Source organism: Achromobacter xylosoxidans (assembly GCF_002192695.1).
Lineage (GTDB): Bacteria > Pseudomonadota > Gammaproteobacteria > Burkholderiales > Burkholderiaceae_B > Achromobacter > Achromobacter xylosoxidans_C.
Genome location: NZ_MTLG01000104.1, coordinates 89,636 through 102,154, shown reverse-complemented (window position 1 = coordinate 102,154; position 12,519 = coordinate 89,636). Strand labels below are relative to the sequence as shown.

At 69.0% G+C, this 12,519-nt stretch carries 15 protein-coding genes; 9 read left to right on the top strand and 6 right to left on the bottom strand.

Annotated features, from left to right (window positions below):
- Positions 1-91: 91 nt before the first annotated feature.
- Positions 92-1,210, top strand: coding sequence for a methyltransferase (locus BRO63_RS25060; RefSeq protein ID WP_088142387.1), 1,119 nt, complete (start codon positions 92-94; stop codon positions 1,208-1,210).
- A 108-nt stretch (positions 1,211-1,318) separates the two neighbouring features.
- Here the strand turns inward: BRO63_RS25060 and BRO63_RS25055 are convergent, their stop codons facing one another.
- Genes BRO63_RS25055 through BRO63_RS25045 form a run of 3 tightly spaced genes read right to left on the bottom strand, consistent with a single transcriptional unit; the run spans position 1,319 to position 3,136 of the window.
- Entirely contained in the window at positions 1,319-2,005 is a 687-nt protein-coding gene (locus tag BRO63_RS25055; RefSeq protein WP_088142386.1) for a DUF1345 domain-containing protein, read from the bottom strand.
- Positions 2,006-2,039: 34 nt separating this feature from the next.
- A complete protein-coding gene (locus BRO63_RS25050) occupies positions 2,040-2,564 on the bottom strand; it encodes a chromate transporter (protein ID WP_088142385.1) in 525 nt (174 codons plus the stop codon).
- On the bottom strand, positions 2,561-3,136 hold the full coding sequence (locus BRO63_RS25045; RefSeq protein ID WP_373557796.1) for a chromate transporter: 576 nt from the start codon (positions 3,134-3,136) through the stop codon (positions 2,561-2,563). Before BRO63_RS25045 ends, BRO63_RS25050 begins: the two co-directional genes overlap by 4 nt.
- Positions 3,137-3,263: 127 nt before the next feature.
- Between BRO63_RS25045 and BRO63_RS25040 the strand changes: the two genes are divergently transcribed.
- The 4 genes from BRO63_RS25040 to BRO63_RS25025 all read left to right on the top strand — a co-directional run bounded on the left by BRO63_RS25040 (position 3,264) and on the right by BRO63_RS25025 (position 6,009).
- Complete coding sequence (locus tag BRO63_RS25040; protein ID WP_088142383.1) at positions 3,264-4,184, top strand: LysR substrate-binding domain-containing protein; 921 nt, start codon at positions 3,264-3,266, stop codon at positions 4,182-4,184.
- Between the two features lie 46 nt (positions 4,185-4,230).
- Positions 4,231-5,034 (top strand): glutamate racemase, encoded by an 804-nt coding sequence (murI, locus tag BRO63_RS25035; RefSeq protein ID WP_088142382.1) that lies wholly within the window; start codon positions 4,231-4,233, stop codon positions 5,032-5,034.
- A gap of 104 nt (positions 5,035-5,138) precedes the next feature.
- Positions 5,139-5,564: a universal stress protein gene (locus BRO63_RS25030; RefSeq protein ID WP_088142410.1), complete on the top strand. Its 426-nt coding sequence runs from the start codon at positions 5,139-5,141 to the stop codon at positions 5,562-5,564.
- A 16-nt stretch (positions 5,565-5,580) separates the two neighbouring features.
- The gene (locus tag BRO63_RS25025; protein ID WP_088142381.1) at positions 5,581-6,009 is read left to right on the top strand and encodes a universal stress protein; all 429 of its coding nucleotides are present in this window, start codon (positions 5,581-5,583) and stop codon (positions 6,007-6,009) included.
- Positions 6,010-6,024: 15 nt separating this feature from the next.
- Here the strand turns inward: BRO63_RS25025 and BRO63_RS25020 are convergent, their stop codons facing one another.
- Genes BRO63_RS25020 through BRO63_RS25010 form a run of 3 tightly spaced genes read right to left on the bottom strand, consistent with a single transcriptional unit; the run spans position 6,025 to position 8,359 of the window.
- The gene (locus tag BRO63_RS25020; RefSeq protein ID WP_088142380.1) at positions 6,025-7,401 is read right to left on the bottom strand and encodes a sensor histidine kinase; all 1,377 of its coding nucleotides are present in this window, start codon (positions 7,399-7,401) and stop codon (positions 6,025-6,027) included.
- On the bottom strand, positions 7,398-8,060 hold the full coding sequence (locus tag BRO63_RS25015) for a response regulator transcription factor (RefSeq protein WP_088142379.1): 663 nt from the start codon (positions 8,058-8,060) through the stop codon (positions 7,398-7,400). The genes BRO63_RS25020 and BRO63_RS25015 overlap by 4 nt, the downstream gene beginning before the upstream one ends.
- Positions 8,060-8,359, bottom strand: coding sequence for a PepSY domain-containing protein (locus BRO63_RS25010; protein WP_223283490.1), 300 nt, complete (start codon positions 8,357-8,359; stop codon positions 8,060-8,062). The genes BRO63_RS25015 and BRO63_RS25010 overlap by 1 nt, the downstream gene beginning before the upstream one ends.
- A gap of 219 nt (positions 8,360-8,578) precedes the next feature.
- On the opposite strand from BRO63_RS25010, the gene BRO63_RS25005 reads away from it, so the two are divergent.
- The 4 genes from BRO63_RS25005 to BRO63_RS24990 all read left to right on the top strand — a co-directional run bounded on the left by BRO63_RS25005 (position 8,579) and on the right by BRO63_RS24990 (position 12,426).
- The gene (locus tag BRO63_RS25005; protein WP_088142377.1) at positions 8,579-8,887 is read left to right on the top strand and encodes a PepSY domain-containing protein; all 309 of its coding nucleotides are present in this window, start codon (positions 8,579-8,581) and stop codon (positions 8,885-8,887) included.
- Positions 8,888-8,961: 74 nt separating this feature from the next.
- A complete protein-coding gene (locus BRO63_RS25000) occupies positions 8,962-10,305 on the top strand; it encodes a ferredoxin reductase family protein (RefSeq protein ID WP_088142376.1) in 1,344 nt (447 codons plus the stop codon).
- Positions 10,306-10,367: 62 nt separating this feature from the next.
- Positions 10,368-11,702, top strand: a complete 1,335-nt coding sequence (locus BRO63_RS24995) for a PQQ-dependent sugar dehydrogenase (protein ID WP_088142375.1) — start codon at positions 10,368-10,370, stop codon at positions 11,700-11,702.
- Positions 11,703-11,721: 19 nt separating this feature from the next.
- A complete protein-coding gene (locus tag BRO63_RS24990; RefSeq protein WP_088142374.1) occupies positions 11,722-12,426 on the top strand; it encodes an SDR family oxidoreductase in 705 nt (234 codons plus the stop codon).
- The last annotated feature ends 93 nt before the right edge of the window (positions 12,427-12,519 follow it).

Genomic DNA, 12,519 nt, shown 5'->3' with positions numbered 1-12,519 from the left:
GAAGCTGCTACATTGGCAGCCCGCGCCCCTTCTTTTTTGCCTTCTCCATGACCACCCTGCCCCGCGCGCCCCGCCTTGCTGGAGCGACACGTTGACCGTCCCTGAAATCCGCTGGGAAGAAAACCAGACCCCGCACGCCGCCCGCTGGCGCTCCGAATCCGGCGCCGCGCCGCCCAAGCGCGTGGTGGTGGCGGACGACACCATGACCGCCGACATGGCCTACCGCCAAGCCTGCGAAGGCGTCGGCCTGCTGTGGCGCGGCGACTTCCAGAACGCGCGGCAACTGCTGCAGGCCATCACGCGGCGGGTCGACAAGCGTCCCCGTAAACCCGTGGACAGCCTGCTGGACGCCTTCAACCAGCACCGCCAGATCCAGTCCCAGCGCGCCCGCATCCTGGGCATGCTGCTGATTCCGTTCGACGCCGGCCACGGCATTCCGCTGCGCCGCGCGCCCGACGCCCGGCTCGCCTGCGAGGAAGCCCATGGCCCCGCCGCGGAACCCTATGTGGCATCGCTGCGCGAACTGCTGGGCCTGATCGGCGCCTTCGAATGGCGCAAGAAGGGCGTGGAAATTCCTGCGCTGAACGCCCGCATCCATCCGCACTACGGCGTGTTCTCGCCGCTGCGCGGCGAGTACGTCGATCTGGTGGCGCGCACCCCGATGCCGCGCGGCAGCGTGGCCTTCGACATCGGCACCGGCACCGGCGTGCTGGCCGCCGTGATCGCGCGCCGCGGCGGCAAGCGCGTCATCGCCACCGACACGGATCCCCGCGCCCTGGCCTGCGCCCGCGAAAACCTGGAGCGGCTGGGCCTGTCCAAGCAGGTCGACGTCGAAGAAACGGACCTGTTCCCCGAAGGCCGGGTGTCGTTGATCGTCTGCAACCCGCCGTGGCTGCCCGCCCGCCCCAGCTCGCCCGTCGAGCATGCGGTCTACGATCCCGACAGCCGCATGCTGCGCGGTTTCCTCAATGGCCTGGCGGCACATCTGACGCCCAACGGCGAAGGCTGGCTGATCCTGTCGGACCTGGCCGAACACCTGGGCCTGCGCAGCCGCGAAGCGCTGCTGGAAATGATCAGCCAGGCTGGCCTGCAGGTCATCGAGCGCATCGACACGCGCCCCACGCACGGCCGCGCGCAGGACGCGAGCGACCCGCTGCATGCGGCCCGTTCGAAGGAAGTCACGTCCTTGTGGCGCCTGGGCGCGGCCTGACTCGCGGCCCGGCCTGACTCGCGGCCCGGCCTAACTCGCGGCCCGGCCTAACTCGCGGCTCGGCCTAACTCGCGGTCCGCCCCCGGCCATGGCGCCGGGGGAGTGTCCCTAGGCCCGCCCCGCCGCCACGTTCACGCTGATGGCGATGATGAAGACGTTGAAGAAAAAGGCGATGACGCTGTGCGTCAGCGCCGTGCGGCGCAGGCGCCGGTTCACAATCTGCACGTCCGACACCTGGAACGTCATGCCCAGCACCAGCGCGAAATAGGCGAAGTCCCAGTAATCCGGGTCTTCCGTGCCCGGGAAGTCCAGCCCCTTGTGCATGGCGTTGCGGTGGCCGTAATAGCCATGCGCGTAATGCAGGGCGAAGATCATGTTCATGTAGAGCCACGACAGGATGATGGTCGCGGCGGCGGCCAGCATGGCCAGCACGCTGCCCACGCCGCTCTCCCCCTGCAGCTCCACCCACAAGGCCATCATCACCATGCAGGACAGCGCCACGCTGCTCCACAGCACGCCGGTGCGCCCCACGTCCTGCTGCTGCGCATGCTGCCGCATGGCCGCCGCGCTGGTGCGGCCGAACACCCGCGCCGTCATCAGCAGGAACACCAGCGCCCCCGCGTCGAACCCCAGCAACAGCGCCAGCACCCACGGCACGCCCAAGGCGTACAGCGCGCCCGCCATGACCAGCAACAGCGCGGCGCAGCCGACCAGGCGGCGATGCGCATGGAAGAACGGCAAGGCTGCGCCGGCAGCGGAATCGTCCTCGGGCTCGAAATCCTTGAGTGGCGGCATGCGGCTGCTCCTTTTGGTATGAGCAGCCCTAACGCTAACCGATGCCGAGCAAACCGGCCAGCGCGCCGCCGAACAGCAGCCACAACGGATGGATGCGGGTGAGGCTGCCCAGCAGCGCCACCACAGCGGTAATGGCGCCCAGCAGCCAGGTATGCACCGAGGCTTCGGTGATGAGCGCCGCGCTGGCCGCCACCAAGCCAACCGTCATCGGGAAGATGCCCGCCTGGATCACCCCGCGCCAGGGGCGGTCCTTGAAGCGTTCCCACAGGCCCAGCGCGATCACGGTGATGATGGACGAAGGACCGAACTTGGCGATGGTGGTGACCAGCATGCCCAGGCCGCCCGCCACATGCCAGCCGACCAGCGTGACCACCATCAGGTTGGGGCCCGGAGCGGCCTGGCCCAGGGCGAACAACGCGGAGAAATCCGCCGCGCTCATCCAGCCGTGCACTTCCACCACCTGGCGCTGCATCTCGGGCAGGATGGTGTTGCCCCCGCCGAACGCCAACACGGACAACTCGGAAAAGATCAGGGCCAGGGCGATCAATGTATGGATCATCGACGTTGCCTCCAGACCATCAGGATGCTCAGCGGCGTCAGCACCGCCATGGTGGGCAGGAGCGGAATGCGCAGCACGGCGATGGCGATGAAGCAGGCCGTGGCCACCACGCCGGCCAGCCAGTCTCGGCGCTTGACCACCGGCAGCCCGATCTTCACCGCCATGGAAATCAACAGGCCCGCGGCGGCGGCGGCCAGCCCGGCGAACAGGTGCTGAATATGCGGATCGTTCTGGAAGCGGTCGTACACCATGCCCAGCAACACCACGATGGCCGACGGCGCCAGGATCAGCCCCATCAGCGCCGCGAACGCGCCGCGCGGGCCGCGGAACTTCATGCCCAGGGCCACCGACAGGTTGATGATGTTGCCGCCGGGCAGGAACTGGCACAGGCCCAGCAGGTCGGTGAACTCGGCGCCGCTGAGCCAGCGGTGCTTTTCGACGACCATGCGGCGCGCCAGGGGCAAGGCGCCGCCGAAGGCCGTCAGGCCGAGCATGAGGAAGCCGTAGAACAGTTGCCCGCAAGTGGGCGCGGGCCGCAGTTCGGCCTCGGACGTCAAAGGTGCTGCATTCATCATTTTCATGCCGGCGCCGGGGAAAGGGCGCGGGGTGGAACCAGGGAAGGACAACGAGATTGCAGCCTACTCTTCGCCTCGGATAATGTCTAATATATGACTATCTATATATTCATATCGGTTGAATATGGCATCCGTAGACTTGAGGCTGTTGCGCTACTTCCTGGCCGTGGCCGAGGAATCCCACCTGACCAAGGCCGCGGCGCGGCTGGGCATACGCCAGCCGCCGCTGAGCCAGCAGATCCGCGTGCTGGAGCAGGAACTGGGCGTGACGCTGTTCCACCGCCTGCCGCGCGGCATGGAGCTGACCGAAAGCGGCCGCGCACTGCTGGACGACGCGCGCAATATCGTGGCCCTGGTGGACCAGGCCGTGGAAGGCGTGCGGCGCGTGTCGCAAGGCGAGGCCGGGCGCCTGACCGTGGGCTTCACCGGGTCGGCGGCCTTCCACCCCTTCGTGCCGTCCGTCATCCGCCGCTTCCGCGAAGCCGCGCCCAATGTGCGGCTGGTGCTGGAGGAAAGCAGCACCGGCGAACTCATGGAGGCCGTGGCCGCGGGCCGCGTGGACGTGGCGTTCATCCGCGGCCCCTATGGCCTGGGCCCGGGCGTGGCAGTGGAAACCGTGCTGGAAGAGCCCATGCTGGCCGCGTTTCCCGCCGACCACCCCACCGTCAAGGGCCGGCCGCGCAAGCGCATCGCGCTATCCGAGCTGGCCGACGAATCACTCATCCTCTACCGCCGCCACAGCGGGCCAGGCCTGTACGACGCCATCATCGCGGCCTGCGGCGCCGCCGGCTTCAGCCCGCGCGTGGCCCAGGAAGCGCCGCGCATGCTGTCCACCCTGAGCCTGGTGGCCGCCGGTCTGGGCGTGTCGCTGGTGCCCGCGTCCCTGCGCCGCGTGAACATCGAAGGCGTGGTCTACGTCAACCTGGCCCAGCCCGCGGAACTGCGCGCGCCGCTGAACCTGATTTGGCGCGACGAAGCGCTCTCCGGCGCAGCCCGCAAGCTGATCGGCGAGGCGCGGCGGCAGCGCGAGGAATCGCCGGCCTGAGCGCGCGGCGCTACACTGCCCGGCACCCGCACTCCGCATTGCAGCCATGTTCCCAGATTCACCCATAGGCATCTACGACTCCGGCGTCGGCGGCCTGAGCGTGCTGCGCGCCATCCGCGACGCCCTGCCCCACGAACCCCTGCTGTACGTGGCCGACTCCGCCCACGTGCCCTATGGCGAAAAAACGCAGGACTACGTCGAGCAGCGCGCCAGCACGATTGCCGATTACTTCGTGTCGCGCCAGGCCAAGGCCATGGTGGTGGCCTGCAATACCGCCACCGCGGCCGCCATCGCCCAGCTACGCCTGCGCCATCCGCAACTGATCATCATCGGCGTGGAACCGGCCATCAAGCCCGCCGCGCACCTGACCACGAGCGGCGTGGTCGGCGTATTCGCCACCACAGGCACCCTGGCCAGCCCCAAATTCGCGGCGCTGGTCCGGCGCGAGGCGCCCGAAGTCCACATCCTGTTCAGGCCCTGCCCCGAGTGGGTACGGTTGGTGGAACAAGGCGTGCTCAGCGGCCCCGAGGCCGAAGCCGCGGTGCGCGCGCCCGTGGCGGAATTGCGCGAGGCGGGCGCCGACGTGCTGGTGCTGGGCTGCACCCACTTTCCCTTCCTGCGCGACGCGATCCAGGCGGCCGCCGGCGCCGACGTGCCGTTGCTGGAAACAGGCGCGCCAGTCGCGCGCCGTCTGCGCCACCAGTTGCAGGAACGCGGCCTGCTGCGCGCCGATGGCCCGGGCGGGTTGCGCCTGGAGACCAGCGGCTCGGCCGAGGCCCTGGGCGCGCTGGCCGCCCGCCTGCTCGGGCAGGCCCCCGCCGCGCACGCGCTGGAGCCGCGCTGGCGCTGATTGCGCCCGGTTTGATCCCGCGCATGACGCGCCTGTCCGATTCGGCGAATAATTCGGATAAAGTGGACTACAACGCCGCCCGCGGCGCGCACAAGGAGACGCTCATGAAACGCATCCTGATCCCCGTGGACGGCTCCCAGCCCGCCGTCCATGCGGTCCAAGCCCTGCTCGACGCCCGCAGCTACGACCCGGTCGAACGCGTGGAGCTCCTGACGGTCCAGATCCCCCTGAAAGCCGGCAAGATCGGCCGCGGCCTGCCGCAAGCCGAGATCGACGCCTATCACGAGGAAGAAGGCCGCAACGCGCTGCAAGCCGCCAGCGAACTGCTGACCCAGGCCGGCGTGCCCTTCCAGACCCACATCGAAATCGGCGCCGCCGCCGAGACCATCGTGCGCGTGGCGGACGAATCCGGCGCCGACGAAATCTACATGGGCTCGCGCGGGCTGGGCTCGGTGTCGTCCTGGTTCCTGGGTTCGGTCGCGACCCGCGTCCTGCATCTGACGGAGTTGCCCGTCACCCTGGTCAAGTAACCGTCAAGGAGCATCCATGCTGAACATCCTGGTCCCTGTCGACGGCTCTGAAAACGCCAACCGCGCCGTCCTGTACGCCCGCCAGCTCGCCCAAGGCGCCGGCGCCGCGCGCATCCATCTGCTCAACATCCAGACGCCCGTGCAAGGCCGCGCGGGCCTGTCGCGCCTGATCACGCAGGACATGATCGACGAGTTCTACCTGCGCGAAGGCCAGGAGGCCACGGACGAGGCGCGCAAGCTGCTGGACGTGACCGGCGCCGACTACACCAGCCACGTGGCGTTTGGCCACGCGGCCACGGAAATCGCCGGCTACGCCCAGGACCACGGCTGCGCCCGCATCGTCATGGGCACGCGCGGCAACGGCTCGCTGACCAACATCCTGATCGGCTCGGTGGCCAATCAGGTGCTGCAACTGGCCGAAGCGCCGGTCACGCTGGTGAAGTAAGCCCGAGCGCCGGCCTCAGGCGGCCGGCAGCCACAACGACACCCTCAGGCCGCCCAGCGGCGAACGCTCGGCGCGCGCCTGGCCGCCGTAGGTACCGGCCAGGTCGCGCACGATATCCAGGCCCAGGCCCGATCCGGGACGCTGTTCATCCATGCGCACGCCGCGCAGGAAGATGCGTTCGCGCTCATCGTCGGCGATGCCGGGGCCGTCATCGTCGATCTGGATCAGCAACTGGCCCGGGCCGGCGGCGCTTGCGCTGACCTGCACCTGGCGTTCGGCCCATTTGCAGGCGTTGTCCAGCAGGTTGCCGACCATCTCCTGCAGATCCTGTTCCTCGCCGCGAAACACCAGGCCGTCGGCGAACGCCGGCATTTCCAGCTGCAGCCCACGCTGCGCGTACAGGCGCTGCATGACGCGCAGCAAACCCTCGATGGGCTTGCGCAGCGGCGTGCGGCTGTCGGCCGCGCCGGATGCGGCGGCGGCGCGGGCGCGCGCCAGGTGATAGTCGATCTGGCGGCGCGCCATGCCGACCTGCTCCTGCACCAGCGCCGCCAGCGGCCCGTCCTCGCGCGCCGCGGCATTGCCCAGGATCGTCAACGGCGTCTTCACCGCATGCGCCAGATTGCCGGCCTGCGTGCGCGCGCGCTGCACCATGTCGGCATTGACGTCCAGCACGCGATTGAAATCATCGACCAGCGGCTGGATTTCGCTGGGAAAACTGCCCTCGATGCGCACGCTGGCGCCCCCGTGCTGGCGCGCGAGCTGCCGCCTGAGCCTGGCCAGCGGCCGCAACCCGACCAGGACCTGGACCACGGCCGCCAGCGTCAGGCCTGCCGCCAGCGCGCCCAGCGAAATGAGCAGCATGTGGTTGAAGCGTTCGATAGGCTCGGCCAGCACCTGGCTGTCGGCGGCCACGATCAGGCGCAACGGCGATGCCTCGGTCTCGGCCGGTTCCAGCGTGCGCGTCAGGGCCGTCAGGCGGTGCTTTTCCGGCCCCGCGATTTCATAAACGCCATCGGCGCTGTCCGCGGCCGGAAGCGCCAGCACCTGGTCCCACAGCGAACGCGAGCGCGCCGCGCCCACGGCCACGGAACGGCCCTGCTCGTCGAGCCGGTCGATCTGCCAGTACAGGCCGGACAGAGGTTGCTCCAGCCGCGGGTCGCTCAAGGGCGGGGAAACCACCAGGCGGCCATCCGGAGCGGTGTTCACCGCGGCCGTCAGCTGGTTCAGGTGCAGGGTCAGTTCGGCGCGCAACTGCTCGGTGACGTGCTGGCGGAACAGGCTGCCCAGGCCCCAGCCGGCCAGCACCACCGTGACCAGGATCCAGGCCAGCGTGCCAGCCAGCAGGCGCCAGCGCAGCGAGCCCGGCGCACGCGCGCGTTGCGGCATCATGCGGCGCAGGCCAGGCGGTAGCCCAGGCCGCGCACGGTCTCGATGGTGTCGGGCGGCAGTTTCTTGCGCAGCCGCGCGATGAACACATCGATGGTGTTGGAATCACGGTCGTGGTCCTGGGCGTAGACGTGCTCAGTCAGCTCGCTGCGCGAAATCACTTCGCCCGCGCGCTGCATCAGCACCGCCAGCACCTTGAATTCATGGCTGGTGAGGGACAGCGCCTGGCCGTCCACCGTGACCTTGGCCAGCCGCGTGTCCAGCATCAGCGGCCCGCAGCGCCATTGCGCGCTGGCGTGGCTGCTGGAACGGCGCAAGAGCGCCCGCACCCGCGCCAGCAGCTCTTCCATGTGGAAGGGCTTGGTCAGGTAATCGTCGGCGCCGGCATCGATGCCGGCGACCTTCTCGTGCCAGTTGTCGCGCGCCGTGAGGATCAGCACCGGCATGCCCTGGCCGCCCGCGCGCCACTGCTTGAGCACGGTGAGGCCGTCCATGACCGGCAGGCCCAGGTCCAGCACCACCACGTCGTAGGTCTCGACCGCGCCCATGTACTGGGCCGTTCCGCCGTCCGCGGCGGTGTCGACGGTATAGCCCGCTTGGCGCAAGGCATCGGCCAACTGCGTGGCCAGGGTCGGCTCGTCTTCAACCACGAGTATGCGCATCAGTGCTTGTCCCGGAATTGGATGTCGCGCCCCTTCACGCCCAGCACCTTGCCGTCGCGCGCGTCGATCTTCAGCTTGACCAGCCGGCCGCCGCTTTGCAGCAGCCGGATCTCGTAGATGAACTCGCCGTCGTCCTCTTCGAACTCGACCTTGACCACCTGCCCAGGATAGTCGCGTTCGACGATGTCCAGCACCGAACGCAGGGGCAGCACCTTGCCGGCCTGCAAGGCCTGGCGCGCTTGTTCGTGGTCGCTTTCATCGGCCAGGCCCGCGTTGGGGCCCGCGGCCAGCGCCAGCATCAGCGCGCCGCAGGACAGCCAGGTTCGGGTACGGGTTCCTCGGGTCATGGTTTCTTTCGCATTCGGGGTCCGCCATAAGCGGCGATTGTCCGCCCAGTTATAGCGCCGGAAAAATGAACGGCACGTGAACGGCGGCTTCAGAATTGGTTCATCCGCACACCCGAATAATGCGGTCATGGTCGCCATTCCGGCAACCCGCAACAACCTAGGAGCCATTCCATGACCGCAATCCGCAACACCCTGGCCGCCCTGGCGCTTGGCGCCGCAACCCTCGCCGGCGCCGCCGCCGTGCACGCCCAGACGGCCCCGGCACCGGCCCAGCCTGCCGCCACGGCCCCCGCCAACGCGACGCTGACCGTGCGCCAGATCTACGACACGCTGACCGCCGCAGGCTATCGCAACATCACCGAGATCGAGCTCGAGCACGGCCGCTACGACGTCAAGGCCGACGACGCGCAGGGCCAGCGCGTCAAGCTGCGGGTCGACGCCCAGAGCGGCGCCGTCCTGCGCAGCCGCATCAAGGACTGAAGCACCGGCGCCCGCGCGCCTTTCCACGCTCCGCCCGCATCCGGCGGGCCGGGCGCCCCTACACGGATGCCATCATGAAACCGATAGGAACCGGCGCCGCCATAGGCGGCTTTTTGCTAGCCCTCACCCTGGCCTGGGGCCTGGACGCGTTCATCCTGCAGCCGCCGGCCACCGGCGCCTGGTATTGGGTGGCGCGCCAGCAGGGCCTCTACCTCACCGGCGTCTGGTCCATCGGCTTGATGGCATCGATCATGCTGCTGGCGCTGCGGCCCGCGTGGCTGGAACGGCCGCTAGGCGGCATGGACAAGATCTACCGGCTGCATAAATGGGCCGGCATCCTCGCCGTATCGGCCGGCGCCGCGCACTGGCTGCTGAAGCTGGCCAGCGGCCCCTTGAAGAGCCTGGCGGACGCGGGCAGCCGCCCGGCCCGTGATGTCGTGCTGGCGCTGTTCGAAAGCTCGCGCGGCCTGGCCAAGGACCTGGGAGAATGGTCGATCTACCTGCTGCTGGCGATGCTCGCCATCACCTTGTGGCGGCGCTTTCCCTACCGGGGCTGGCGTTTCCTGCACCGCGCAATGCCTGTGCTGTTCCTGGCGCTGGTGTTCCACACGGCGGCGCTGGCTCCCGCGCGCTACTGGAGCGGCCCCGTCGGCCTGCTGCTGATTCCGCTGCTGGCTGCGGGATCCTATGCCGCGCTGGTGGCGCTGCTGGGACGCGTGGGCAGCGGCCGCCGCGCGCAAGGCAGGATCGTGTCCCTGACGCACCAGCCTGGCGGCATTCTGGAGGTCGGCTGCGCACTCGACGGCAATTGGCGGCAGCATCAGGCGGGGCAATTCGCCTTCGTCACTTTCGACCGCAAGGAAGGCGCCCATCCCTACACCATCGCCAGCGCGCCCGTGTCGGGCGAACCTCGCGTCACGTTCCAGATCAAGGCGCTGGGCGACTACACCCGCAGCCTGGCGCGCACGCTGCGCATCGGCCAGCCGGTAGCCGTCGAAGGCCCCTATGGACGCTTTCAGCTGGCGCCGGACGCTGCCGCAACGTCGCAGGCCTGGGTGGCGGGCGGCATAGGCGTCACCCCTTTCCTCGCATGGCTGGAAGCCCTGCAGGAAGGACAAGCGCCCACGCCGCGCGTGTGGTTGCACTATTGCGTGCGCGATGCCTCGACGGATCCCTTCGTGTCGCTGCTCAAGGAACGCTGCGCCGCGCTGAACGGCGTGACGCTCGCCATCCACAGCGCGCGCGACGGCGACACACTGACGGCTGCCGCGCTGGCGCAGGGCGAGGTGGCCGCGGGCCGCGTGGCCGACGTCTGGTTCTGCGGACCCGCCGGCCTTTCTGACGCGCTCAGGCGCGGCCTGCGCAAGCTGGGCGCCAAGCCCGTGCGCTGGCACCAGGAAGCGTTCGAGATGCGCTGATCGCCCCGGACCCGCGCAGGTCCAAGCGTATGATGGACCTCACCGCCCCCGGAGCATGCGCCATGCCCAACCCACGCCTCCTGCTGGCGGCCGCGATGGCCGCCGCCACTCTCAATGCCTGCGGCGAAATGGCCACCTTGCCGGTCGAAGCCGGCATGGGCCCGGCGCCCCAGCTGCCCGCCCCCAATCCGACCACGATTCCCACCGTGAAAACGGCCAAGGCCGTGGGCTGGCCGACGGGCGCGCATCCTGTGGCCGCCAGCGGCCTGGCGGTGACGCAATTCGCGGGCGGCCTGGACCATCCGCGCTGGCTGTATGTGCTGCCCAACGGCGACGTGCTGGTGGCCGAGACCAACGCGCCGCCCAAGCCCGAATCAGCTTCCGGCGGCTTCAAGTCCTGGGTCGCTGGCCTGGTAATGAAACGCGCCGGCGCCAGGGCCCCGAGCGCCAACCGCATCACCCTGCTGCGCGATGCCGACCATGACGGCGTCGCCGAGACCCGCAGCGTCCTGCTCGACGGCCTGAACTCGCCCTTCGGCATGGCCTTGATCGGCGATCAGCTCTACGTCGCCAATGCCGACGCCGTGCTGCGCTTTCCCTACCAAGCCGGGCAAGAGCGGATCAGCGCCCCCGGCGTGAAGGTCACCGACCTGCCCGCGGGCCTGAACCATCACTGGACCAAGAACCTGCTGGCCAGCCCCGACGGCCGCAAGCTGTACGCGTCCGTGGGCTCCAACAGCAATGTCGGCGAGAACGGCATGGACATCGAAGAAGGCCGCGCCGCCATCTTGGAAATCGACGTGGCCAGCGGCAACAAGCGCCTGTACGCCAGCGGCCTGCGCAACCCCGTGGGCATGGCCTGGGCGCCCGACGGCAAGACGCTGTGGACGGCCGTCAACGAACGCGACGAACTGGGCAGCGACCTGGTGCCCGACTACATGACCTCGGTGCGGGACGGCGGCTTCTACGGCTGGCCCTACAGCTATTTCGGCCAGCACGTCGACACCCGGGTCCAGCCACCGCGCCCCGACCTGGTGGCGCAAGCCATCGTGCCCGACTACGCGCTGGGTCCGCACACCGCCTCGCTGGGACTGGCCTGGTCGGGCGGATCGCGCCTGCCCGCGCCCTACACGGACGGCATGTTCGTGGGCCAGCACGGTTCCTGGAACCGCGATCCACGCAGCGGCTACAAGGTCATCTTCGTGCCGTTTCGCGACGGCAGGCCCGACGGGCCGGCGCGCGACGTGCTGACGGGCTTCCTGAACGAAAGCGGCGAAGCCCAGGGCCGGCCGGTAGGGGTGGCGATAGACCGCCAGGGCAACCTGTTGACGGCCGACGACGTCGGCAATGTGGTGTGGCGGGTCGCTCCCGCTTCTACAATGGCCGCTCCCAAATAATTCAAGACCAGGAGTGAGCATGAGCACGGAAAAAGTGGCGATCGTCACCGCCGGCGGCAGCGGCATGGGCGCGGCGGCGGCGCGCAAACTGGCGGCCGACGGCTGGCGCGTGGCTATCCTGTCTTCCTCCGGCAAGGGCGAGGCCCTGGCGCAGGAACTGGGCGGCCTGGGCATCACGGGATCCAACCGCTCGCCCGAGGACCTGGCGCGGCTGGTGGACGCCACCCAGCAGAAATGGGGCAGGATCGATGCCGTGGTCAACAGCGCCGGCCACGGCCCCAAGGGCCCGCTGCTGGAGATCAGCGACGAGGACTGGCACCTGGGCATGGAGTACTACCTGCTGAACGTGGTGCGCATCGCGCGCCTGGTCGCGCCGGTGATGAAACAGCAGAAGTCCGGCGCCATCGTCAATATCTCGACCTACGCCACCTTCGAACCCGAAGCGCTGTTCCCGACCTCGGGCGTGTTCCGCGCCGGGCTGGCCGCCTTCACCAAGGTGTTCGCGGACGAATACGCCGCACACAATGTGCGGATGAACAACGTGCTGCCGGGCTTCATCGACAGCCTGCCCGAAAAGGAAGACCGCCGCACGCGCATTCCGATGGGCCGCTACGGCACCGCGGAAGAAGTCGCGGACCTGATCGCCTTCCTGGCGTCCGACGCGTCTTCCTACATCACCGGCCAGAACATCCGCATCGACGGCGGCATCACGCGCTCGGTCTGAATCTCATTCTTTTGTACTAGCCTCTCGTCCGAATGACGGTATTGAAGCCCGCCCGGGGCTTCAGTACCGTAGGTTTTCGCATTCGACGAGGTG